Origin of the sequence: Synechococcus sp. HK01-R (assembly GCF_014217855.1) — a bacterium.
Lineage (GTDB): Bacteria > Cyanobacteriota > Cyanobacteriia > PCC-6307 > Cyanobiaceae > Synechococcus_C.
In genome coordinates this window covers 2,419,234-2,440,881 of the sequence record NZ_CP059059.1, presented here as the reverse complement: position 1 = coordinate 2,440,881, position 21,648 = coordinate 2,419,234, and the positions used below count along the sequence as shown (strand labels likewise).

Here is a 21,648-nt window from a genome sequence, read left to right as displayed (position 1 = left end):
TGCATCAAGCTAGATTATCTATTTTGTTCCGAGCCATTAGGATTAAATTCGAGATGTCTTCTGTTTATTCTACTTCTTGCTAAGCTACATACAGTGCTTTTCGGCTTATTGTGCTATCCCCTCCTCCGAGAAGAGCGCTGTTCATGTCAATTCTCGATTCAGCGCATCGGCTGGCATTGACCCGGAAGCCGAAATACGCTAAGATAATAAACTAATACTAAGCATATCACCAATGTCAGGATTTCCAGTTCATTCTGGCGCTGACTCAACAGGGAATAATCTGACAGGAGCGTTCAATCTCCTAACTAAGAATCGTCAGATATTATTGCTTAAGACCATTGAATCCGGCTTATCGTCTAGCCCACCTCGCACCCAGGCAACATTTGATAATGTACTTACAGCCTACATTTCACTTACTAGAGCCGTAGATTCGTCGGCTGCAGGTACATTGTCTCTCCAACATCTGTTGGACCTTGAAGCCGATGTTCGTAATGCAGGTGGCGTTATTGCGCCTGGCCTTCATTCCGATGGATCTAAATCACTCTCAAGTTTTCGAGAATCAACCTTCGATTCTATTTCATCAAGATACTCGACTGATGTGGCAAAGAGTATCTTTTCAGCATTAAACGCCTATCTATGCTCGCTTAAGCCTTCAGATATTGGCGATGTCTTTCGTTTTATTGGAACTTTTCTTGGTCCACTATTGCTCGAGCCTGGTCAGTCAAGCACCTATGATCGTTTCATATCCTTTTCCGATAATCAGAAGGTCCATGTCTTAGCAACAATCCAAGACTCAATCGAGTCTTGTCCGACACGCCCAGAGGGAGCTGTATTTGAGGCCGTAGTTTCTGCCTATCATTCCCTTAACTGCCTTTTAATTAATGCAAAGCATGGGAGTATTTCTCCCACCCTTATTGATGAGCTCGTTGCTGCTATATCTAGCGCTGGAGGGAAAATACTTCCATCTATTTATGCGAGTGGAGATGTCTCGGTTGCCGCTTTTAAGCGGCACACTTTTGATTATCTGTCCGAAACTTATGATCAGATTGTATGTGATGCTATTCTGTCCTCTCTCAATTTACGCCTGAAGGGCACCATATTCCCATCGCTGGACACTTTTATTGTGTCAGTTCAAACTCTACTTGCTCCTCTGCTATCTCTTCATCAAGATTCTGACTCATCCAAGCTTTTCCGATCACTTGACGCAAATCGACAGGTTGCGGTGTTTGGCACACTTGATCTTTGGATCTCAAATCGCCCTGACACAACTGAGGACGCTTTTGGTTCGGTTGTATCTGCATTTTTCCTTGAAAGAAACTTTCTTGAATCGTGCACAAATGGTCTTTTTTCCCTTGATATCCTTCAAGAACTTCGTCAATCCATAACTCGTTGTGGTGGTGTACTTATTAATGGCCTCGTAGCCGAAGGACCTGAATCTGTGGGTTCTTTTTATGACGATATAGTGATGCCTCTCAAGATAGCAATGCCTGGTGATGTCTTCTTAGCGTTGATCTCTGCCTTAAATGCAAAGCTAAGACAAGTGCCCCTATCTTCAGTCAATGACTTCTTGTCTTTAGCAATTGACTTTTTGGCCCCTTTTGCTCAAAATCCTATCAGCCAGGTCATTGGTAATAGTGATACATATCTTTCATCGGTTGATTCCGAGAATCTTCTTGAATCGCCTTCTCAACACTTGACTACTTCTCATCCGCAGGAAGGTTCCTCTGATTTTACTGATATCTTCCCGGCTGACTTACATATATCCACGGTTGAATCTCTTAATCCCCCTCCTGATCCCCCTGAACTACCTGGCATCGAAAATCAGTCGTCTCCTCATCCCCTCTCACAGCAATGCGAGGATGAGCATCAACCTGTTAGTCTTGTCATTGACGCTGTACCTACGACTTCTTCTCCTGAATTAGATCAATCTAATGATGATCCATCAGAAGAAGCCTTCCATCAGCCGCCGGATGAAGCTCCTGATACCGATGCTAATTGCTCACCATCTGACGCTTCCTTTTCCTTAGATCCTACGCTGTCTTTTGAACCATCTCAATTTGTCAATAGTCCAGAAGACGAACATTCAGTATTCAAAAAAAAAACCTAGACCACGATTTCTCAAATCCTACTATTGAGACTCAGATCGTTACATGTGCTGTTGCCGCAATCGATTCTCCAGGGATTTTTGATCCGAGTGATCCTTCAGAATGGCCGAATCCAGTTTATGCTTTCGATCCAGCTGATCACGTTCACCACTCTTATAATCAAGATGATTTAGAACTAGAACCTATTTCTTATTCTTCTTCTCTAACTGATGACGATCTCATCTTGGTCGTAGGTAATCATAAGCCTGATCAATATTATGAAGATCTTACCTTGGTCACTACTGTTTTAACTGAAGACCAAGAGTTCTGTGATGCCACCCTTGTAGAGCCAGAGTATGATCCTTCCTTGTCTGGTCGTGGAACATCTTCCTTGGAGGCGTCTCCCCTAGTTGGTGTCCACGCATCTCCGTTAAGTCGCAATCTTGTTCTTTCGCAATCTAAACATCTAGCCCAGATACTGATTGACTCACTCACCAAATATGGGAGTCACGCTTTTAGTCTTCAGTTTCCTGAGCCTGGACTCTTGCGTCGTATTGGAGAACGACTACATTCCAGCCTTTCTGCTCGTTTACTTTTTGATTTTTCCCATCTTAGATCTGAACTGCAGTCGAATCAATTCCTTTTTCTTTTGCCTCTTCCAGTTTCTAGTGACCGACAGCTGTTGCCCGTCTCTTCATACATCGCTGTCATGTGTTGCTCGGAGGGTGTTATAAGTGAAATCACACGTATTCTTGTCCCTTCACTCTCTGAATTTACATATATATCGCTAGTAAAGGATTTGGAATGCGCTCTTCTTCGTAGCCTCGATTGCCTTGTTCCTCCTGTCTCTGTCTTTGTTCCAACGGAGCTTCTTGCTCGGCAGCACCGATTTTCTGTGGAGCTCTTTCATCTGGTTACGCTCTCTACACCTAAGTACGCAAAAGTATTGACGCGATTATCATCTCCTGATCGTGATAAGCTATTGCTTTGGTGTTCTTCTCCTCAAGATTGTATCCTTTCCGGCCATCCCCTGGTGGTTCCTCTTCGCAATCGAGCTCAGTATTTTTCGCGGAAATTCAATAGGCGCTTTGACTCTCAAGCACTGGCTATGCTTGAGCTGTGTGCTGCATTCACAATTAATTCACCCAGAATTGGTTCTGCTGATCTTTTGTAGCGTTACTAAAGTTGATACTTTGTAGCCTATTTGTCAATTTCGAGGCGTGCCTGGAGCGTGATATGACTTATGGACACCAGCTCTACGCTCTCTCCCCCTCCCCCTCTGCCTGGAAAGTTGACGCCTCTTCATTTTGATCACCTAGTTTGCTTGATGGAGCAGAGCTATGTGTCGTTACAGCGAGGCCGTCAAGGCTGATGTCAGACGGCGGATGAGTCCGCCACAGCGGCAGAGTGTGGCCCAGATCTCAGCAGAGCTGGGCATTCACATCATCACCCTCTACAACTGTGGTAGGCCTGGCGGTTGCAGGGAGAGGTGGTGCCGGCATCCGAGAAAGACCCAGACGGCTGGAGCGCTGCCGACAAATTCACGGTGGTGCTGGAGACCGCGGGCCTGAATGCCACTGAACTCAGTGCCTACTGCCGTGAGCAGGGGCTGTACCCGGAGCAGGTCGACCTTCGGCGGCAGGCAGCCCAGGATGCCAACGCCAAGCCAGTGCTCACCTTCAAAGAGCAGAAGGAGCTGGAGACGCTCCGTGCCTAGGACCAGAAGGAGATCAAGGCCCTCTAGCCGAAGGCTTCTCCGAAGGAGTAGAAGGACCTGCAGCGCAAGGATAAAGCCATGGCTGAGATGGCGACCTTGCTGGTGCTGCGAAAAAAGTGGGAAGCCTTCTGCTCGGAGGACGCGGAAGGCTGACCAGCGCCGCCCACGGGCGCAAGGCGATCGAGCTGATCAGCGAGGCCCTTACCGCTGGTGCAGGCCTGGTCAGCGCCTGCAGCGAGATCGGCATCTGCCTGCGCACGCTCAAGCGATGGCGCCAACGCCTTTTTGTTGATGGGGACGGTGAGGATCGCCGGCAAGGCAGCCCCCGCCATATTCCCCATCGCCTCACGGCCGACGAGCGCCAGCGCATCTTGCTCACCTGCAACGAGCCGGAATTCGCCGCACTGCCGCCTGGACAGATCGTGCCTGATCTGGCTGACCAGGGGATTTTTATCGGATCAGAGAGCAGCTTCTACCGGGTGCTCCATGAGCATGACCAGGTGCACCGTCGCGGTCGTGCAAGGCCGCCACAGGAGCCCAGAGCAGTTCCACGCTTGCGGGCCTCAGGAGCAAACCAGGTGTGGAGTTGGGACATCACCTATTTGCCCACCACCGTGCGCGGGATCTGGCTGTACCTCTACCTGGTGATCGACGTCTGGAGTCGCAAGGTCGTGGTCTGGGATGTTGCTGAGCGAGAAGATCCAGCCATTGCAACGGATCTGGTAAGCCGGGCTTGCCTGAGAGAGCGGATCAGCAAGAGGCGCCGCCAACCTCTGATCCTCCACGCTGACAACGGCAACACCATGCGGGCACCCACGCTGGAAAGCCGGCTGGAGGAACTGGGCGTGCTCAGATCCTGATCCTTCTCGAGGTCACGGGTCTCAAACGACAACCCGTACTCGGAATCGCTGTTCAGTACGACGAAATATAGGCCTGACTACCCGACACGGCATTTGCCTCCAAATACCAGGCCTGTCAGTGGGTCGCCGAATTCGTCGTCTGGTACAACCACCAACACCGCCACAGCGGCATCAAATTCGTGACACCCCAGCAACGGTCACGATGGCCAGGCCGTGGAGATCAGCCGTCACCGCGATGTCGTCTACGAACGAGCCCGCCAGCGCCATCCAATGTGATGGACAAGGTCAACCAGGTGCTGGCGTCAACCGGAGGTCGTCTGGATCAACCCACCACCAACCGAACTTGACTCCAGTCCAGCTACGTTGACGATGGCTGCTTGAACAGCGGTAGGAGCATCATCTTTCCTGGCAGTCACCGGCCAATGGCAAGAAGCGGATGAAAGCCATGGGCAAGGTGGATGTGCCCCAGGAGGCCTTCATAGCGGTCCTAAGGCTGAATCAGACACCTTGATCACGAATAAAGGTCAGTTTGTGATGTCATAACGACCGTCTCTAAAAATTAGTACCTCAACCCCGCTTGCAGTTGCAGAGGAGTTTGTTCCGTTGGCGACATAGGTTAGTGCGCAGCTTGTTTTTGTGCAGTTGCCAAGCCCATCGACATCGGCTTTGTTACTGTCGATGAACACAATGTCAAGACTTGCTCCTCCCGTGATGACATTCGTCCCGGATCCAGGAAGATATTGATTTTCTCCTAGACCTCCATCCAGCATATCGTTGCCAGCACCACCGATCAGAACATCGTCTCCACTTCCTCCACTGAGGATGTCATTCCCTGGTCCTCCACGCAAACGATCGCTACCATCGTTCCCATTGATCGTTGCTCCTGGCTCAGGATTGCGTCCACTATCACCTGCCTCCAGGACATCATTGGCTCTGGATCCGTTGATCGTGTCTCCGCCGCCATAGCCACAAATCAGGATGTCGTTGTACTCGTTGAGGGCAATGGTGGGTACCTGCAGGGTGTCGGCGCCGGCGGTGCCACCGCTGAGTTTGTAGAACCCTTCAATCGTGAGATATTCATCACTGCACAGCGTGTTGGTGTTGGGGTAGGAGAAAACGGGGCTGATTCTTGAATACGTGTCGACCGCTTGGCTGTAGGAATAGCTGGTCAGCCCCTGGATGCAGAGCTCATAGCGCAGCGACTTGCTCACGCCCGTTGGTGTTGAGCTGACCGTGAGATGGCAGTTCGCATTCATACCATCCACGAGCCGTTGCGCCGTGAGCAGGGAGGAGGTGGAGGTGTCGATGATGTTGGCGTAGTCGCCATTGTCGGCAATGCCTGGGCCGCAGCGCCAGAGGCTGCTGGTGCCGATCCAGTCGAGGCTGTTTTCAGCATTGTCGCGAACGAAGTAGAGCGCGGGGGGGAGATCACGGCGGATTTCCAGCGCGAAGCGGAATTCAGCTGAGCTGATCGCCGGGTTGCATTGGGCGAGGTTGATCAGGGCGGCGTTGGTGAGCACTCGTTCGCTCAGGGCCACTTCCGATTCGATGAAATGGGTGGTGCGATTCCAGTCGTCCCGCAGCCGTTGCGTCGCTTCCAGGGCGGAACTGGAGCGCATGTGGCTGAACATCAGTTGCGAAGCCGTGAGGCTGAGCAGCACACCCACCGAGGCGGCGACCAGCAGCTCAACGAGGGTGAAGCCTGCGGCTGTCAGTAGGCGGTGGTGTAGTCGCATTGTCCTGCTGCATTGCGTCGTGCTGTTTTGAGCAGGCCCAGAGGAGCGATCAGTCGCAGGCAGCGCCCGGGGTCACGGTTGCTGTCTGCGAGGGTGAAGAGGGCCTGAGCCGAGGTGTTGGAGGTGCCGCGCGGTGTGAACACCCAAGTGGTGGGAGCGTCGTCGTTGACCAGGGCCACCGTCAGCGCCTCGCTGTGCCGGATTTCGGCCCTGAGGTTGAGCCGGCGGATCGTGTCGGGGTCGTGATCGCAGCTTGCGCTGAGGCTCACCGCCTCCAGATCCCAGGTGGCGCGGCAGGGGCTGCTGTGTTGAATCGCCTGGCGTCTCAGGTCGTCCAGCCAGGCCACCGTTGTTTTGCTGGCGGCATTGAGGCGCTCGTCTTCCCAGTTGGCCAGGAAGCTGGGGAGGGCGATGCCGCTGAGCATGCCGATCAAGGCGACCACCACGAGCATCTCCATGAGTGAGAAGCCGGCCTGAGGTGGGATCGCTCGTTTCATGGACACCAGCCCTGGGCATGGGGAACGATCGTGGAGCTGATTGATTGGATCGCATGGTCTGAGGAATCCTTCGCCGTGAGGGAGACACTGAGGCGATTGCCTGACGGGGTGATCGTGGTGATGATCGGGATCGATGGCGCCTTGGCATCGAAGCTGTTGAGATTGAAAGTCTCTGTCAGCTCGGGATGCTCGGTTGCGAGATGGGTGGCAAGAGAGGAGCCCAGGCTGTCGGTCTTGCATAGGGGTGTGAGTGTGTCGAGGTCATATTTCAGCTGGAGGCTGAGTTGGTCGTTGTCGCAACCCTGGGTGCAGAGATAGCGGAAACCGGCATCACGGATTAGTTCCATGCGTGCGGCCAGGGCACTGTCGAGTTTGGAGCGCAGGTTCATGCTCTGCATCCCGTCCATGGTCGAGTTGGAGAGGTTGGCTGTCATGGCCACAGATGCCGCCAACACCACCGAAGCCACCATAACTTCGGGCAGTGAATAACCCAAGGCATCATTCCCTTTCCGTCGCCTCAATTGAGGAACATGTCTCTTGGTGTTGAAGGGCTTCAGCATCATTCAGCCCTGCTTTCTTTCCTGTTTTTATTTTAGGTTGCTGTGGTGACTTTGAACGGGAGAGAAGGCGGATTCTTGGGCGCTTTTCATCTGATTATCATCTGACTCTCATGAACACTGCGTGGCGTGAATGGCACTGATTTTGAAGTAGTGAATCAGCCGCCATTGTTGAGCACAAAGCTGCTCCGTTTAGACACGCCGATGGCGGTGTAGTCGCGCATGCCGATGGCGTAAGCAGCTCCATAGATGTCGCCGCCTGTACATTCGCCGCTGCTGTCGCAGTTCACATCATCACCAGCGCCGCCCTTGATGCCGAGGCGACCATGGGCAGTGAATAACCCAAGGCATCATTCCCTTTCCGTCGCCTCAATTGAGGAACACGTCTCTTGGTGTTGAAGGGCTTCAGCGTCATGCAGCCCTGCTTTCTTTCCTGTTTTTATTTTAGGTTGCTGTGGTGACTTTGAACGGGAGAGAAGGCGGATTCTTGGGCGCTTCTCATCTGATTATCATCTGACTCTCATGAACACTCTGTGGCGTGATTGGCACTGGTATTGAAGTAGTGAATCAGCCACCATTGTTGAGCACAAAGCTGCTCCATTTAGACACACCGATGGCGACGTAGTCGCGCATGCCGATGGCGTAATCGGCCCCATAGTTGTTGAAGATCTGCTGGCCCATGTTGGCTGGCACGGTGATCTGCGCACCGGTGCCATTGGATTCCCCCCAAAATTTTCCCCACACCGCGCCATAGATGTCGCCGCCTGTGCATTCACCGTTGCTGTCGCAGTTCACGTCATTGCCAGCGCCGCCCTTGATGCCGAGGCGACCATCGGGGAAATAGACCCAGAGGTTGTTGGTGCTGGCACCGCCGCGCAGGATCACGGTCTGGTCGGTGAATTGATCGGTCGGGTCGATTTCCCTGCCAAAGAGGCCGAGGTTTGTGGAGGGCGCTGACACGGGTGTGTGCACCAGGCCACTGCTGCCTTTGAAATCCACCGTGTTTCCGGTCACATAGAGGCGCACCGGGCCGGCGCTGGAATCGATGCTGAAGGTTTCGTTATCGCTCAGGTCAATCGAGCCGACGACGCAGTGGGTGATGCCATCAGCGTCGGTGCGGCAGGCGCCGTTGAGCATCTGAGCAGCATCCCCGCTCGCTGCGGTGATGGTGGTGCTGGTGGTGATATCAGGAGGATTGGTGTAAAGATCCTGCATCGACGCCGGCGGCTTGGGAACGGGCGGCAGATCGATCGGGCCGAGGAAGATCTGGCCATCGATCTGGGTCTGATTGGGATTGCCACCAATCACGCAGATTTTGTCGTTAATGGTGTAGTCCTCCAGGGCTTTTGCGCTGGAGATGTTGCATTCACTAGGGATATTGTCTACGCATTGAAGGCAGAGAATGTTGCCACTGAGGCGGCCGCGCACATCATTGCCGCCCATGTCGACCATGGCTGCCAGCAGGCCGGGGAAGCCACTGCTCTGGGTGGGCTGATCGAAGGAGGTGCTGCAGCTTTTCGGCTTGATTTCAACGGTCTGCAGTACCACCGCCGCCGCTGCGATTGAGTTATCGGCTTTGAGGATCTCGCCGCGCATCCGCAGATCGGCTCTGCCGCCATAGAAGGGGCTGCCGTTGAAGTTGTACGACTCGAGCACATAGCGGCCGCGGCTGCCGATGTTGCCGGTGCTGGCGGGAGTGCCAGCGACGGCATTGGCGCAGATCGAGGAAAACAGGGGCGGGTCAGCCCAGTTGTCGTTGTCAACCACGAGCAGATGGGCGTAATCGCGATTCATCGCTTCGATCAACTGGGCGAGGCCCGCTTCCGCCACCTGCCGGGCGGAGCGGGCCTGACTCTGACGAACGGCACCGGTCAACCCGAGCCAGGCCCGGGTTGTGGTGGCCATCAACCCCGCACCTACGATCATCGTGATGATCAGAACGAGGGGGAGGATGAAGCCAGAGTTGTTTATCCTGTATTTAGAAACTGTATGTAAAAAAATTATCCTGCTGTATACGAAACTGCGCCGGTTGCATTGTTCACTGTAATTGTGCATGTTTGGCCGTTTGTTAGTGAAGCGCTACCACAGGTAACGCCAGCAGTTTCAGCTGTTGCTGCTGTCGAGACATAGGTGACGTTTGCTGCTGGAGCGGTAGCTGTGTCGCCTCCATTGCAGTTTTGGGCTACTGTTAGTCCTGAATTGAAAGTGCCGTAGTTGGCCGGATAGGGGCCACCTGCTATAATCGCTGTAGAGCATTCTTTTGCGAGACCAGTTCCTTCTCCTATTTGGCTGCCAATTCTGGCCTTATTGCTAAGTCCCAGAAATTGAGGAAGCGCAACAGCACTAAGAATTCCCACAATCACGATCACGATCATCAGCTCCACCAGGGTGAAGCCTTTCTCGAGGGCGTTACGGCCTTTTTTGCGGTTCAGCAGCGCCAGTTGAAGGCGCGAATTCAGGGAGGTCATGGTGGAGTCTTGAGGAATGCACCTTCGGTGCGGACTCTTTCATCATTTCCTTGCTCCGCTCCCTGCGGCGGAGGAGCCGCTAAACACTTCCTAAGAACGCTCTTAGCTTCTCCACCGGTCTGGCTCCATGCGCCCACTTCCCTCCCTGCGCCTCTGGTTGCTGTCCACCAGCGTGCTCACGGTGATTGCCGGCTACACACTGCTCTTGGTGCTGAACGGCAGCATCAACGCCCAGCAGCGGCAGCGGCAGCATCAACGCTTGGTGCAGGCCCTGGTTTTCCGGCGTTCTGAGGGTTCCTTGGGTCCCGATGCACTGCCTCTGGTCGGTTTGGAGTCGTCCCTGTTGCCGGAGGGTGATGAGCAGAAGCCCGTGCTTGATCTGCTCAACGATGGCACCGCCTGGTTGGTCAGCCGCGTGCGTCTGTCAGAAGCGGCCGGTGGGTCTCAGCTGTTGGAGGTGCGCCAAGACGTCAGCGACTCCTTTGCCCAGGAGCGTCTGAGTCAGATGTTGTTGATTGCCGCTGCTGGCCTCTCCACTCTGCTCACCGCCGTCTTGCTCCGCCTGGTTCTGTGGCGCGGACTTGTGCGGCCACTCAAGGATCTCAGTGCCGAACTGGATGCTCTTAGCGCCGACTCACTCGGCGATCACCCGCTGGCTGTGGAACAGCTAGCCATTGAGCTCCAGCCGATTGCCGAGGCCTTCAACAATCTCCAGCAACGCCTGGCGGCGGCTTGGCAACGGGAGCGCCGGTTTGTGGATGGCGTTGCCCATGAACTACGCACGCCGATCACGCTGATCTCAGGCCGCAGCCAGCGCCTGTTGCGGCAGGCGCATTCCGATGTCTTGCATCAGTCGCTGCAGCAGATCCATTCGGAAGCCTGTCGCATGGCCGAGCTGATCAGTGTTCTGCTCGAGTTGGCCCGCTCGGATTCCGGCCGTCTTCAGCTGTCGATCGAGGCTCTTGATGGCGAGCAACAGTTGCTTGAGGCCTTTGAGCGCTTGCGACCAACGGCTCCTGAACGGCTCCGGCTCGGACCTCCCCCTGAGCCCTCGCTTCCTGCGATTCATGCCGACCGGGAACGCCTCCAGCAGTGTCTGGCGGCCCTGATTGATAACGCCCTCCGTTACAGCCAGGGCCCCGTGCTGCTTCGTTGTTCCGAGCGTCGTTCGCCAACGGACCATCACCATGCTGTGGTGCTGCATGTCAGCGACAGCGGTCCCGGGATTCCCGTCGCCGAGCGGGCCCACGTGCTGGAGCGGTTTGCCCGCGGCAGCAGTTCCGCCGGCACCCGCGGGAGCGGCATCGGTCTGGCGATGGTGCAGGAGCTCAGTCAGGCGATGGGGGCGGAGTTGCGCATCGCTGATCAGGGCGGAGGGGGTGCCGATCTGCAGCTGTGCTTTCCGGTTTGACCCTCAGGCCTTCACCTCCCCCAGTCGGGCCATGAAGCCCACTCCGCGCACGGTGTGCAGCAGCTGCGCGAGGCCGGGTTTCTCGAGCTTGCGGCGCAGATAGCCCATATACACATCCAAGGTGTTGGGATCACCCACGAAGGGCTTGCCCCACACCAACTCGAGAATCTGCTCGCGTTCCAGCACCTGTTCGGGGTGCTTCACGAGGCAGACCAGCAGATCGAATTCCCGCTGCGAGAGGTTGATCTCCCGCTCCGCCCGCAGCACCCGCCGCAGGATCAGATCAATGCTGAGGTCGCCCAGCTCCAGCCGTGCCGTAGCCTCCTGGCCGCTGGCGTAGTCCCGCCGCCGCAGCTGGGCGCGCACGCGGGCCTGGAGTTCGTCCAGTTCAAAGGGTTTCGTGAGGTAGTCATCGGCACCGGCATCCAGTGCTGCCACCCGCTCTTCGAGGGCATCCCGTGCCGTCACCATCAGCACCGGCGTGGTGTTGCCGCTGCTGCGCAGCCGGCGGCAGATCTCCACGCCACTGAAGTCCGGCAGTGTCCAATCCAGCACCACCAGCGCGAAATGGCCACGGCGCAAGTGCATGAGTGCGTCCTGACCGTTGTTCACCCCCACACACCGATGGCCGGCGCCCTGCAGCTCATCGAAGAGCAACTGCAGCAGTTCGGGGTCGTCATCCACCAGCAGCAACGGCGCTGATTCCTGATCGCTCAAGGCCTTTCGTGCTCTGGCGGCAGCGTATCGGCCCTGGGGGGGGAATGGTTAGGGAGTTGCTTGTTCATCCATGCGTCTTCGCGTTCGACCGCCGGCCAATGGCTTCGTGTTGCCCCTGGCGATCAGCACCTCAATTGTGTTGCTGATCGGCAGCGCCTCTCTGCACACCCTCGCGCTTCAGGCCCGCAGCCGTGGGCGCTTGCAGCTGCAACTCCACCAGCGCGAGGACCAGTTGCGGGCTGCTGCCATGACCTTTCTGCAACGGGCATCGGAGCCTGGCGACGCTTGCCTGCTCGCCTGGCCCTCGTCCCACTGGGAGGGACTGACGTCTTTCTGCGCAGAGGCTTCACTCGAACGGCTCCGCAGTGGAACCGTTCACACTGAAACGCCTACCTGGCGTCTGATCGCCTGGGAGCCTGCCGGGAATGGTGCGACCCTCAGCCTGGCCCTGGAGGCTGAACCGGCTGCTGCGCGTTTCCGATTGGATCGTGCCCAGGGACAGTGGCGTTTGCAGGACGGTTTGCAGCGCCTGCCCGTGTCGGAGCGGGCGTCATGACCCTGCCGGAAGTGCTGGTGGCGGCGGTGATCCTCACGGGCAGCAGCGGAGCTGCTCTACAGACCTGGAGCCTGGCCGCCCGTTCCGCCCTGGAGGGGCAACAGCAGCAGGGCGAGCTGGAGTTGCTCAACACCCACCTGCTGGCTGGTCGCCGTTGGTTGGTCCAGGAGTATGCGGGGGCCTGTCGCTTTGACGCCGCCACCATGGCGGATCAGCTGGCGTTGGCGCAGCCCCTGCCGGAGCCGTTCAAGCGCAGCCTGGAGCCAGACCTTCCCACCGGTGGTGTCTGGCTCAGCCTGCGGCATCTCCCCAGCGATCTCAGTCGTCGCCAGTTGCTCACGCCCGCCGGGAGCGGCACCTGTGCGCTCCAGGCCCAGGAGTTGGAGCCATGAGCCAGCGTGATGGCGGCTTCAGCCTGGTGGACCTGCTGGTGGCGATTGCCGTGTTGGGGATCCTCGCCTCGATCGGTTTGGTGCATGCCGGCCAGGATCGCGCTCGCGTCGAATTGGATGGGGCCATGCGTCGCTTGGCCGTGGGCCTGGAGCAAGCCCGGCGATCGGCGGAGCGCGACGGGAAGGCCTGTGCCCTCTCCCTCACCGAGGCGGGCTGGGAACCGCCGGTCTCCGCTGATCTGTCGCCTTGTCGTGGGGCTGGCCTCGCCCTCGAGGAACCCCTCTCCCGCGGGGTGGTCCGTCTCGACACCAACCTTCCCGACCCCCTGCGTTTCAGTGTCAACGGTCTGGTGCTGGACGGGGGGCTGGCGGTGCTGTCCGCCCCAGGCAGCACCGTTCGCCCTTGCCTGGTGGTGAGTCTCCCCCTGGGCGTGATGCGGCAGGGCCGCTACCAGCAGGATCCAGCCGCTGGCCTGAGCAGCAGCCACTGTCTGCCGACGGGGAGGACCGGTTGATGTCTCGCCCTGATCGCTGTGATGGCTTCACCCTGGTGGAGCTGCTACTGGCCGCCAGCCTGGGCAGCTTGCTCTTTGGCGTGCTGCTGCAGTTGCTGCTTGGTGACCTCAGGCTCGGTGCCGCGATGGCGGCACGCCTCCAGGCCCGTTCCCAGCAGGAGCGCACCCTGGCGCTGCTCCGTGCCGAACTCGCCATGGCCCATGGGGTGGATCTGGATCCCTACCCATCAGCGCAGTGGCCCTGTGGCTTGGCGGGGCGCCGCCCGGTGCTGGCGATCGCCACGGATCCCGCTGACCCTGACGCCCGAGGTCGCGCCATCGTCTACAGCGTTGGCTCAGCTCCCTCCTCGATCTGGCGTGGCCAGGTGCTGATGCGCTGCGGCCCTGCTTACAGCCTCGATGGTCTGCCCAGCCTGGAGAGCCGTTTTCAGAATCGGGTTCTGCTCGACAGCTTGCCTGAAGGGGCAGAGACGGGGCTGATTGCTCGCCGTGATCCAGTGCTGCCGGTGCTGCATCTGGCGTTGGAGCAAGCCCTCTCTCCATCAGGCCGCGTGCGGACTACGGCGGCGCTGTAGCGGATTGGAGGCCTTGGGCTCCAGAAAGTAGTAGGCCTCCACACTGAGGGCACCTAGCGCCAGGAACAGATGGTCGATCCATCCGAAGTCCACGCCCATTCCGATGAATGCGATCCAGCTGTTCACCGTTGCCATCACCAGCAGGAAGACAGCGAGTACAACCGACAGCGCGGGCAGCGTCTGACGGCGATCGAGCCACAGGGATCGCAGCAGTGGCAGCAGCACCAGCACCAGCACCGAAACGGCGTGCAGGATGCGCATCGACAGGTCGCTGTGCAAATGGGGCGTGATTGCGGCCCAGAGAATGACCGGAATCAGCAGGGAGGCCACGAATAAGTAGCTGATCATGGCTTGGATGTCTCTGCGTCGATGGGTTGGGCTGGGTCCGCGAGCGGCAACTGCACCACAAAGCAACTGCCACGGCCAAGCTCGCTGCGAACGCTTACCTCACCTTCCATCGCTTCCACCAGCAGTTTGACGATGGAGAGCCCCAGGCCAGTGCCACTGCCTTGGGAGGAATTACTGGCCCGCCGGAAGCGCTCGAAGACATGCTCAAGATCATCGGCGGGAATGCCGATGCCGTTCTCTTCCACTTCGACGCAGACCTTGGTGCCAGCGCGGCGCAGGCGCACGCGAATCTCGGCGTGCTCTGGTGAGTATTTGTCGGCGTTTTCGATCAGATCGAGCAGCACCTGTCGCAGTCGGTCGCCATCGGCCAGGGCCACCAGGGAAGCCCCTTCGCTGCCATCCGGCAGTTCCAGTTGAAGTTCCCGTTCGGTGGTGGTGCGCGCCAGGTTGATGGCTTGCTGCAGCGTGTCGGTCATCGACACCGGTTGGCAGCTCACCTGCAGCTGGCCCATCAGGCTGCCGAGCAGGCGTACGCGCCTGGGGGTGTGGGTGCTCATGGCTTCATCTTCATCGCTCGAGCTGTCCTCTGCAGCGAGAATCTCCCCAGCACGACCCCCCCGGCGGCCCTTGAGCTTCGGTTTCTCCCCCCTGGGCCTTTCCCGCCCCAGTCTCTCGGCCCGGATGGCCCGCTGGGGATTGGTGATCGTGGCGGTTTACGTCGCTGTGGCCCTTTTCACCCCATTGCTGCTGGCGGCCGGGGTGTTGCCTGATCCGAATGCCGGCCTCGACAATCCCATCTATTCCGCCCCCTCCTTGCAGCACTGGTGCGGGACCGATCGTCTAGGCCGCGACGTGTGCGTGCGCACGCTTCAGGGCAGCGGTGTTGCCTTGCAGGTGGTGTTGCTGGCCGTGGCTCTGGCCCTCGTGATCGGCGTGCCCCTGGGCATGGTGAGCGGATACCTCGGCGGTGGTGTCGATCGCTTGCTGGTGCTGCTGATGGACACCCTGTACACCCTGCCGGTGCTGCTGCTGTCTGTGGTGCTGGCCTTTCTGCTCGGCCGCGGGATTCCCAATGCCGCTGCTGCCCTCTGCGTTGTGTATGTGCCTCAGTATTTCCGCGTGGTGCGCAATCAGACCGCTCAGGTGAAGGCCGAGCTGTTCGTGGAGGCGGCCAAATCCCTCGGGGCCGGACCGGTGTGGATTCTGCGCCGTTACCTGCTCCGCAATGTGATCACCTCCGTGCCGGTGCTGCTCACCCTCAATGCCGCCGATGCGGTGCTGGTGTTGGGGGGGCTGGGATTTCTCGGCCTCGGATTGCCGGAAACGGTGCCGGAGTGGGGCAGTGATCTGAATCTGGCCCTGGCGGCAGTGCCCACCGGGATCTGGTGGACGGCCCTCTACCCCGGCCTGGCGATGTTTGTGCTGGTGCTCGGGCTCTCCTTCCTCGGGGAGGGGCTTGAGGCTTGGGTGAGCAGCAGCGGACGAGACGCGTCAGACTGAAGAAATCCGCAGTTGCTGCCATGCCCTGGTGGGCCACGCTGATCTTCCTCTCGCTGATGACCTACCTGTGGTTTTCAGGTCGGTCAAATCCGGATGATGTGATCGGTCTGCTCGAGCAGATGCTGGCGATCGCCCTGGCCCTGGTGGTGTTGTTCATTGGTCGCAACCTGCTCCTGGAGACCCTGGTGCTCGTGTTTGCGCTTCGGCTTCCGGCGGCGCGACGCGGAACCCCGGTGATCGAGCGCCCAAAGGCCGGTAAGGATGTCCTGATTCCGTTCTGATTGGCTGCTCTTGTTTCAACAGCGCAATCGTGCGGTGCGAGGGAGGTCCTCGATAATCTCTCCGTCTTCGCTCAACGCCGGGTAGGCCCGCCCCTGCTCGCGGCACCACCGGGCCACCTGGGGATAGGCCCATTCAAAGAGCAGGTCGTCGTATCGGTCTTCAGGGATCCCCTCCCCGTGACTCGGCGCTAGCCCCGCTGTCTGCCGTTGACGCAGCGCTTCAAACAGCAGCGTGGCCGTGGCCACTGACACATTCAGCGACTGCACCATCCCTCGCATCGGGATGAACACCGCCTGGTCCATCAGGGCGGTTGCGGTTTCACTGAGTCCCCATTTCTCGGCGCCCAGCACGAAGGCACAGGGGCCCGTGAAATCGCAGGCGCGGTAATCGCGGGCATCCACGCCCAGGTTGGTGCCATACAACTTGAAACCCTGCGCCTTCAGGTGCTGCACGGCCGTTGTCACGTCGGGGTGATCGCAGAGGGGTACCCAGCGCTGGCTGCCCTGGGCGGTGCTGTTGAACGTGCGCGGTCTGCCGCTGAGGCTCACGGCATGGGCCTCGAGCACACCGACGGCATCACAGCTGCGCAGAATGGCTGAGAGATTGTGGGGCTTCTCCACATGCTCCACCAGCACGGTCAGATCGGCCATCCGCTGGTTGAGCACGGAGCGGAGCCTCTCGAACCGGCGGGGGAGAAGGGGCATGACAGCGAGCACGTCCTTTGATTCGAGGGTATGGGATGCCGTGTCCCAGATCCCCCGGGGCCGCTTGGTCACCTATGGCCAGGTGGCCGATTGGATCGGCGCCTATGGCTGTGCTCGACAGGTGGGCTGGGCCTTGCGGCGCCTGCCTCTGCCCTCCCAGATCCCCTGGCATCGGGTCGTGAATGCCCAGGGGCGCATTGCGATGAGCCCGAGCCGTGAGGGATCCGACTGGATGCAGCGGGAGCTGTTGATCGCTGAGGGCATTCCTGTGGATGGGGAGGGGCGTCTGCCCCTGCGGCGCTTCCTCTGGACACCCGATCCTGCCTGTTTCACCGGGGCGCTAGCTCTGGAGTGTTTCGCGACACGTGAGGTTTGAGCTGCCGATGCCCGTGCCTGAGTCCGTCATCAGCACCCCTGCGGTGGGCCTTGCCCCGCGCCGTTTGGCTTGGGAGGTGCTGGAGGCCGTGGCGGCTGGGGCCTATGCCGACGTCGCCCTCGAGCGGGTCCTACGCGGACAGACGGTCTCCGCTGCTGACCGCGGCCTGGCCACGGAATTGGCCTATGGCGCGATCCGGCGGCGACGCTGGCTGGATGCCTGGCTTGATCGGCTTGGCAAGGTGCCGGCCCTCAAGCAGCCGCCCCGTCTGCGCTGGCTGTTGCATCTGGGTCTCTATCAATTGCTGCAGATGGAGCGGATCCCGGCGGCGGCGGCGGTGAACACCACGGTGGAGCTGGCGAAACGCCATGGGCTGGGGCGACTGGCGCCGGTGGTGAATGGCCTGCTCCGTTCCGCCTTGCGAGCCCATGAGGCGGGGGAGTCATTGCCGCTGCCCTCGGATCCACCTGGCCAGCTTGCTCTGCTGCACTCCCTGCCGGACTGGTTTGCAGCGGAATTGCTGCGTTGGTGCGGGGCCGAGCAGGCGGAGCTGGTGGCCCGCGCCTGCAATCAGGTGCCGCCCCTTGACCTGCGCATCAATCGGCTGCGCAGCACCCCAGAGGCTGTCTCGGCAGCCCTGAGCGCTGCCGGCCTCGAGACCCGCTCGATCGAGGGTTGCCCCGATGGATTGCAGGTGCTCGGATCCGGTGGTGATCTGCGCCAGTGGCCGGGGTTTGAGGAGGGGCAGTGGTGTGTGCAGGACCGGGCTGCCCAGTGGGTGGCGCCCCTGCTGGAGCCCCAGCCTGGCGATCGGGTGCTGGATGCCTGCGCCGCCCCCGGTGGAAAGGCCACCCATCTGGCGGAGCTGATGGGCGATTGCGGTGAGGTGTGGGCCGTGGATCGCTCCGCTGGTCGCCTGCAGCGGGTCGCAGCCAATGCCGGTCGCTTGGGGCTGGGCTGCGTGAATGCCCTGGCGGCTGATGCTGGCGACTTGCTGCAGGATCGCCCCCAATGGCGAGGAGCGTTTCAGCGAATCCTGCTCGATGCCCCTTGCTCTGGCCTGGGCACCCTTGCTCGCCATGCCGATGCCCGTTGGCGGGTGACGCCTGAGAGCGTGGCTGGGTTGCTCCCTCTTCAGGCCCGTCTCTTGGAGGCCATGGTGCCCCTGCTCGCTCCGGCTGGTCGCCTGGTCTACGCCACCTGCACGATCCATCCGGCGGAAAACCATCGGCAGATTGCGACCCTTCTCAAGGCCCAACCGTCTCTACGTCTGATCTCCGAGGAGCAGCGCTGGCCTGATCCAACCGGGGGAGACGGGTTCTATGCCGCTGTGATCACCACGTCGGGTCTCCCCAACGAGACCATCACTGCACCGGCAGAGGCCTGAAGTTCTCATCCACCGGTGGGCCGCCGGGCGGGGCGATGTAGCGCGGTGGTGGGGCCTGAGGGGCAGCGGGTTGGTTGGGGTCTGTGGACTCGGGTGCCCAGAGCGTTGGATCGGGGTTGTATTCATAGCCCCGGAAGGGAGCCTCCTGGTTCTGGCCAGGTTTTTTCGCTTCACTGCCGGGTTTCCTGAAGGTGCGCTTCAGCTCAGGCTTAGGGGGGAAGTTCTGCACCGGGAACTGCTCTTTGATCTTGGTCATGAGCTGGTTCCAGGCCCAGGCCGCTTCGCCGCTGTTGCTGTTGGTGTCGGCGTTGTTATCGAAGCCGAACCAGACGGCGGTGGTGAGTTGTGGAATGGAGCCAATGAACCACAGGTCCCGGGCCCCCTCTGAGGTGCCGGTCTTGCCGGCCACCGGACGGTCGTTGAGTTTGGCGGCAACCCCGGTGCCCCCCTCCACCACCCGCTGCAGCATCCAGTTCATGGCGTCGGCCACGTCGCTGTCGACGGCGCGTCGGCCCCGATCGCCATCCACCCGACGACTCCAGAGCACCTCCCCGCCGGGTCCGCGGATCTCTTCAAACGCACTCGGTTTCACATAGACCCCGCGATTGGCCACTGCCGCATAGGCGGCGGTCATGTCGAGGATCGTTTGCTCATAGGCACCGATTGCCATGGGGTAGTACTTGCCCAAGGGGCGCGTGGTGCCGATCCCCAGGTTGTTGGCCATGGCGATGATCGGATCGAAGCCCACCTTGTCCTGCAACTGCACGGCCACGGTGTTCAGCGAATTCTTGAGGGCATCGGCCAGGGAGATCGGTCCGAAATATTTATTGCCGAAGTTCTTGGGGCAATAGCCCCTCCAGCAGCGGGGGGCGTCGTTGAAGATGTCTTCTGGCTTGACACCCGCGTTGATCGCCGCTGCATACGGGAACAGCTTGAAGGTGGATCCAGGAGAGCGCAGGGCCTGGGTCGCCCGGTTGAACTGACTCGTGTTGAAGTCTTTTCCGCCCACCATCACCCTCACCAGGCCAGTGCCCGGTTCGATCGACACGATCGATCCCTCGGTGCCGTTGGGGGCGAATTCACGTACCACCTTTTGGGCATCCCTCTGCCAGTTGAGGTTGAGGCTGGTGCGGATCTTCAGGCCGCCCACCTCGAGCTGCTCGGGGCTGAGGATTTGCGGCAGCTGCTGCGCCACCCAGCTGGTGAAGTAAGGGGCGGCACTGTTGAAGTATTTGGGTGTCGCTGGTTTGAGGTTCAGGGGACTGCGACGCGCTTCCTCGGCCTGCGCTGCATTGATGAAGCCCGCTTGTTGCATCCTCTCCAGCACGATGGAGCGCCTTTCCAGGGCCAGCTCTGGATTCACCAGGGGGGAGTAGATCGAGGGGGCCGGTGGCAGGCCGGCGATCAGGGCCGCTTCCGACAGGGTGAGCTGATCAGGCGTCTTGGAGAAGTACACCCAGGCGGCATCAGAGACGCCGTAGGCACTGGAGCCGAGATAGACGTAATTGAGGTATTGCTCAAGGATCTGCTCTTTGCTGAGCTGGCGCTCAAGCTTGTAAGCGAGGGCTGCCTCCTTCAGCTTGCGGGTGATGGTGCGGTCTTGGCTGAGGAAAACGGTGCGGGCCAGCTGTTGAGTGATCGTGCTGGCACCTTCACGCACCGCTCTTTGGCGGAGGTTGGTGACCACGGCGCGGCTGATGCCCCAGAGGTCAACGCCGTCATGCTCAAAGAAACGGCGATCCTCCGCGGCCACGAACGCCTGCTTCACCAGTTCAGGCATCTGCCCCGGCTCGATCTTCTCTCGCGTTGCCGGGCCCAGCTTTTGAATCACCTGCCCATCGCTGGAGAGCAGGGTGATGGTGCCGGGGCGGTTGAAGCGAGCGATGCCCCTGGCGTCGGGGAGGGTGGCATCCAGGGCCTGAGTGATCGCGGCCTGGCCCATGGCCACGCCAATCCCCACACCTCCAGCTGTGGCAGCCAGGATGAGCCAGTGACGGCGGGTGCGCTTCACATCACCTGGGTCAAGGAGCTGTGACCGACAGCGAGAGCTGTCACAAGCATGCCGAGCACCAGAAACGGCTGGGCACTGGCCTGATATTTCACATCAAAGGCGACGGGGTCTCGCAGCAGCCAGATGTCCTGGAAAGTGATCTGGGGCACGATCAAGAGCACGAGCAACACAGCAGCGAAATGCTGTCCGATGGCGATCAGAACGGCAACCATCAGCAGCTGGAACACATCGATCATTCCTGCGCTGATCCAGCTGGCTTTCTCAAGACCAAACACCACCGGTAGCGATTGAAGGCCAAGGGCCTTATCGCCTTCGACGCTTTTGAAGTCGTTCACAACGGCGATGCCAAGACCGGCGAGGCTGTAAGCAAGCGTGAGGATCGCCGTTGCCCAGGTGAGCTGTCCGAACAGGGCTTGGCCAGCCCACCAGGGGAGGGCGATGTAACTGGCGCCAAGGGCATAGTTCCCGAGCCAGCCGTTCTGCTTCAGCTTGAGGGGTGGGGCGGAATAGATGTAACTCACGAAAGAGCCGCCGAGTGCCAGCAGCAGCACCACGGGGGTCTGATGTCCTGCCCAGAGGTCCAGGCCCCAGGCCACAGCCAGTCCTGCCAGCAGCAGCACCCAGATCTGAAGCTTGACCTGACCGAGCGGAATCGCGCCGGAGGGGATCGGCCGGTAGGGCTCGTTGATCGCGTCGATCTCCCGGTCGTAGTAGTCGTTGATCGTCTGGGTGAAGCCCGCCAGGAGCGGACCGCTCATCACCATGCAGGCCAAGGCCGCCAGAAAGTGATCCCAACGCCATTGGTAATTGCCGCTGGCAGCGGCACCGCAGACCACACCCCAAATCAGGGGGATCCAGGTGACCGGCTTCATCAGCTGCAGGCGCAGCTTCCAAAGATTGGTAGTGCCGCTGGCACCTTTCATGCCAAGCAGTTGACGGGCGTCACTCATGGGCC

At 59.4% G+C, this 21,648-nt stretch carries 24 protein-coding genes; 12 read left to right on the top strand and 12 right to left on the bottom strand.

From position 1 onward, the window contains the following. Positions 1–466 precede the first annotated feature (466 nt). From H0O21_RS13145 to H0O21_RS13530, 3 genes are all read left to right on the top strand, one after another. Entirely contained in the window at positions 467–2,107 is a 1,641-nt protein-coding gene (locus H0O21_RS13145) for a hypothetical protein (RefSeq protein ID WP_185189955.1), read from the top strand. Between the two features lie 1,466 nt (positions 2,108–3,573). Beyond that, positions 3,574–3,801 carry a hypothetical protein gene (locus H0O21_RS13535; protein ID WP_255441040.1) on the top strand — a complete coding sequence of 76 codons (228 nt, stop codon included), beginning with the start codon at positions 3,574–3,576 and terminating at the stop codon, positions 3,799–3,801. A gap of 116 nt (positions 3,802–3,917) precedes the next feature. Next, positions 3,918–4,661 (top strand): DDE-type integrase/transposase/recombinase, encoded by a 744-nt coding sequence (locus tag H0O21_RS13530; RefSeq protein ID WP_255441039.1) that lies wholly within the window; start codon positions 3,918–3,920, stop codon positions 4,659–4,661. Between the two features lie 524 nt (positions 4,662–5,185). Here the strand turns inward: H0O21_RS13530 and H0O21_RS13575 are convergent. The 6 genes from H0O21_RS13575 to H0O21_RS13570 form a co-directional block, all read right to left on the bottom strand. Continuing rightward, positions 5,186–6,397 carry a hypothetical protein gene (locus H0O21_RS13575; protein WP_185189954.1) on the bottom strand — a complete coding sequence of 404 codons (1,212 nt, stop codon included), beginning with the start codon at positions 6,395–6,397 and terminating at the stop codon, positions 5,186–5,188. Further along, on the bottom strand, positions 6,373–6,894 hold the full coding sequence (locus H0O21_RS13130; RefSeq protein ID WP_185189953.1) for a Tfp pilus assembly protein FimT/FimU: 522 nt from the start codon (positions 6,892–6,894) through the stop codon (positions 6,373–6,375). Before H0O21_RS13130 ends, H0O21_RS13575 begins: the two co-directional genes overlap by 25 nt. Beyond that, entirely contained in the window at positions 6,891–7,364 is a 474-nt protein-coding gene (locus H0O21_RS13125) for a hypothetical protein (RefSeq protein ID WP_185189952.1), read from the bottom strand. The genes H0O21_RS13130 and H0O21_RS13125 overlap by 4 nt, the downstream gene beginning before the upstream one ends. A gap of 245 nt (positions 7,365–7,609) precedes the next feature. Next, the gene (locus H0O21_RS13520) at positions 7,610–7,741 is read right to left on the bottom strand and encodes a hypothetical protein (protein WP_255441038.1); all 132 of its coding nucleotides are present in this window, start codon (positions 7,739–7,741) and stop codon (positions 7,610–7,612) included. A gap of 277 nt (positions 7,742–8,018) precedes the next feature. Beyond that, positions 8,019–9,356 (bottom strand): hypothetical protein, encoded by a 1,338-nt coding sequence (locus tag H0O21_RS13120; RefSeq protein ID WP_185189951.1) that lies wholly within the window; start codon positions 9,354–9,356, stop codon positions 8,019–8,021. A gap of 95 nt (positions 9,357–9,451) precedes the next feature. After that, positions 9,452–9,919: a prepilin-type N-terminal cleavage/methylation domain-containing protein gene (locus H0O21_RS13570; RefSeq protein ID WP_185189950.1), complete on the bottom strand. Its 468-nt coding sequence runs from the start codon at positions 9,917–9,919 to the stop codon at positions 9,452–9,454. Between the two features lie 127 nt (positions 9,920–10,046). On the opposite strand from H0O21_RS13570, the gene H0O21_RS13110 reads away from it, so the two are divergent. Next, positions 10,047–11,330 (top strand): HAMP domain-containing sensor histidine kinase, encoded by a 1,284-nt coding sequence (locus H0O21_RS13110; RefSeq protein ID WP_185189949.1) that lies wholly within the window; start codon positions 10,047–10,049, stop codon positions 11,328–11,330. A 3-nt stretch (positions 11,331–11,333) separates the two neighbouring features. Here H0O21_RS13110 and H0O21_RS13105 read toward each other — a convergent pair whose 3' ends face one another. Beyond that, positions 11,334–12,047: a response regulator transcription factor gene (locus tag H0O21_RS13105; RefSeq protein ID WP_185189948.1), complete on the bottom strand. Its 714-nt coding sequence runs from the start codon at positions 12,045–12,047 to the stop codon at positions 11,334–11,336. Positions 12,048–12,117: 70 nt separating this feature from the next. Between H0O21_RS13105 and H0O21_RS13100 the strand changes: the two genes are divergently transcribed. The 4 genes from H0O21_RS13100 to H0O21_RS13085 are packed head-to-tail and all read left to right on the top strand — an operon-like array spanning position 12,118 to position 14,085. Next, positions 12,118–12,603 (top strand): hypothetical protein, encoded by a 486-nt coding sequence (locus H0O21_RS13100; protein ID WP_185189947.1) that lies wholly within the window; start codon positions 12,118–12,120, stop codon positions 12,601–12,603. Next, a complete protein-coding gene (locus tag H0O21_RS13095; RefSeq protein WP_185189946.1) occupies positions 12,600–12,995 on the top strand; it encodes a type II secretion system protein in 396 nt (131 codons plus the stop codon). Before H0O21_RS13100 ends, H0O21_RS13095 begins: the two co-directional genes overlap by 4 nt. Beyond that, entirely contained in the window at positions 12,992–13,510 is a 519-nt protein-coding gene (locus tag H0O21_RS13090) for a GspH/FimT family pseudopilin (RefSeq protein WP_185189945.1), read from the top strand. Before H0O21_RS13095 ends, H0O21_RS13090 begins: the two co-directional genes overlap by 4 nt. Then, complete coding sequence (locus H0O21_RS13085) at positions 13,510–14,085, top strand: prepilin-type N-terminal cleavage/methylation domain-containing protein (RefSeq protein ID WP_185189944.1); 576 nt, start codon at positions 13,510–13,512, stop codon at positions 14,083–14,085. Before H0O21_RS13090 ends, H0O21_RS13085 begins: the two co-directional genes overlap by 1 nt. Here the strand turns inward: H0O21_RS13085 and H0O21_RS13080 are convergent. Together H0O21_RS13080 and H0O21_RS13075 are read right to left on the bottom strand one after the other, a co-directional pair. Continuing rightward, positions 14,053–14,415 (bottom strand): hypothetical protein, encoded by a 363-nt coding sequence (locus tag H0O21_RS13080; RefSeq protein WP_370523056.1) that lies wholly within the window; start codon positions 14,413–14,415, stop codon positions 14,053–14,055. The genes H0O21_RS13085 and H0O21_RS13080 overlap by 33 nt on opposite strands. A gap of 14 nt (positions 14,416–14,429) precedes the next feature. Continuing rightward, positions 14,430–14,990 carry a sensor histidine kinase KdpD gene (locus H0O21_RS13075; protein WP_185189942.1) on the bottom strand — a complete coding sequence of 187 codons (561 nt, stop codon included), beginning with the start codon at positions 14,988–14,990 and terminating at the stop codon, positions 14,430–14,432. A gap of 124 nt (positions 14,991–15,114) precedes the next feature. Here H0O21_RS13075 and H0O21_RS13070 point away from each other — a divergent pair, with 124 nt between their 5' ends. Together H0O21_RS13070 and H0O21_RS13065 are read left to right on the top strand one after the other, a co-directional pair. Beyond that, positions 15,115–15,933: an ABC transporter permease gene (locus H0O21_RS13070; protein WP_185191043.1), complete on the top strand. Its 819-nt coding sequence runs from the start codon at positions 15,115–15,117 to the stop codon at positions 15,931–15,933. A 20-nt stretch (positions 15,934–15,953) separates the two neighbouring features. Further along, a complete protein-coding gene (locus H0O21_RS13065) occupies positions 15,954–16,214 on the top strand; it encodes a hypothetical protein (RefSeq protein WP_131456141.1) in 261 nt (86 codons plus the stop codon). Between the two features lie 15 nt (positions 16,215–16,229). Here H0O21_RS13065 and trmH read toward each other — a convergent pair whose 3' ends face one another. Beyond that, a complete protein-coding gene (gene trmH / locus H0O21_RS13060) occupies positions 16,230–16,919 on the bottom strand; it encodes a tRNA (guanosine(18)-2'-O)-methyltransferase TrmH (protein ID WP_185189941.1) in 690 nt (229 codons plus the stop codon). Between trmH and H0O21_RS13055 the strand changes: the two genes are divergently transcribed. Both H0O21_RS13055 and H0O21_RS13050 read left to right on the top strand, forming a co-directional pair. Continuing rightward, positions 16,918–17,295 (top strand): MGMT family protein, encoded by a 378-nt coding sequence (locus tag H0O21_RS13055; RefSeq protein ID WP_185189940.1) that lies wholly within the window; start codon positions 16,918–16,920, stop codon positions 17,293–17,295. The genes trmH and H0O21_RS13055 overlap by 2 nt on opposite strands. Before the next feature lie 7 nt (positions 17,296–17,302). After that, positions 17,303–18,682, top strand: a complete 1,380-nt coding sequence (locus tag H0O21_RS13050) for a 16S rRNA (cytosine(967)-C(5))-methyltransferase (protein ID WP_185189939.1) — start codon at positions 17,303–17,305, stop codon at positions 18,680–18,682. Here H0O21_RS13050 and H0O21_RS13045 read toward each other — a convergent pair. Together H0O21_RS13045 and chlG are read right to left on the bottom strand one after the other, a co-directional pair. Beyond that, positions 18,660–20,693 carry a transglycosylase domain-containing protein gene (locus H0O21_RS13045; RefSeq protein ID WP_185189938.1) on the bottom strand — a complete coding sequence of 678 codons (2,034 nt, stop codon included), beginning with the start codon at positions 20,691–20,693 and terminating at the stop codon, positions 18,660–18,662. The genes H0O21_RS13050 and H0O21_RS13045 overlap by 23 nt on opposite strands. After that, positions 20,690–21,643 carry a chlorophyll synthase ChlG gene (chlG, locus tag H0O21_RS13040; RefSeq protein ID WP_185189937.1) on the bottom strand — a complete coding sequence of 318 codons (954 nt, stop codon included), beginning with the start codon at positions 21,641–21,643 and terminating at the stop codon, positions 20,690–20,692. Before chlG ends, H0O21_RS13045 begins: the two co-directional genes overlap by 4 nt. Between the last annotated feature and the right edge of the window lie 5 nt (positions 21,644–21,648).

Excerpts from the sequence above, each read along its gene's own strand:
- chlG (WP_185189937.1), bottom strand. The coding sequence starts at position 21,643 with ATGAGTGACGCCCGTCAACTGCTTGGCATGAAAGGTGCCAGCGGCACT.
- H0O21_RS13065 (WP_131456141.1), top strand. The coding sequence starts at position 15,954 with ATGCCCTGGTGGGCCACGCTGATCTTCCTCTCGCTGATGACCTACCTG.
- H0O21_RS13570 (WP_185189950.1), bottom strand. The coding sequence starts at position 9,919 with ATGACCTCCCTGAATTCGCGCCTTCAACTGGCGCTGCTGAACCGCAAA.
- H0O21_RS13070 (WP_185191043.1), top strand. The coding sequence starts at position 15,115 with ATGGCCCGCTGGGGATTGGTGATCGTGGCGGTTTACGTCGCTGTGGCC.
- H0O21_RS13575 (WP_185189954.1), bottom strand. The coding sequence starts at position 6,397 with ATGCGACTACACCACCGCCTACTGACAGCCGCAGGCTTCACCCTCGTT.
- trmH (WP_185189941.1), bottom strand. The coding sequence starts at position 16,919 with ATGCCCCTTCTCCCCCGCCGGTTCGAGAGGCTCCGCTCCGTGCTCAAC.
- H0O21_RS13075 (WP_185189942.1), bottom strand. The coding sequence starts at position 14,990 with ATGAGCACCCACACCCCCAGGCGCGTACGCCTGCTCGGCAGCCTGATG.
- H0O21_RS13050 (WP_185189939.1), top strand. The coding sequence starts at position 17,303 with ATGCCCGTGCCTGAGTCCGTCATCAGCACCCCTGCGGTGGGCCTTGCC.
- H0O21_RS13055 (WP_185189940.1), top strand. The coding sequence starts at position 16,918 with ATGACAGCGAGCACGTCCTTTGATTCGAGGGTATGGGATGCCGTGTCC.
- H0O21_RS13085 (WP_185189944.1), top strand. The coding sequence starts at position 13,510 with ATGTCTCGCCCTGATCGCTGTGATGGCTTCACCCTGGTGGAGCTGCTA.
- H0O21_RS13125 (WP_185189952.1), bottom strand. The coding sequence starts at position 7,364 with ATGGTGGCTTCGGTGGTGTTGGCGGCATCTGTGGCCATGACAGCCAAC.
- H0O21_RS13100 (WP_185189947.1), top strand. The coding sequence starts at position 12,118 with ATGCGTCTTCGCGTTCGACCGCCGGCCAATGGCTTCGTGTTGCCCCTG.
- H0O21_RS13090 (WP_185189945.1), top strand. The coding sequence starts at position 12,992 with ATGAGCCAGCGTGATGGCGGCTTCAGCCTGGTGGACCTGCTGGTGGCG.
- H0O21_RS13095 (WP_185189946.1), top strand. The coding sequence starts at position 12,600 with ATGACCCTGCCGGAAGTGCTGGTGGCGGCGGTGATCCTCACGGGCAGC.
- H0O21_RS13110 (WP_185189949.1), top strand. The coding sequence starts at position 10,047 with ATGCGCCCACTTCCCTCCCTGCGCCTCTGGTTGCTGTCCACCAGCGTG.
- H0O21_RS13120 (WP_185189951.1), bottom strand. The coding sequence starts at position 9,356 with ATGGCCACCACAACCCGGGCCTGGCTCGGGTTGACCGGTGCCGTTCGT.
- H0O21_RS13130 (WP_185189953.1), bottom strand. The coding sequence starts at position 6,894 with ATGAAACGAGCGATCCCACCTCAGGCCGGCTTCTCACTCATGGAGATG.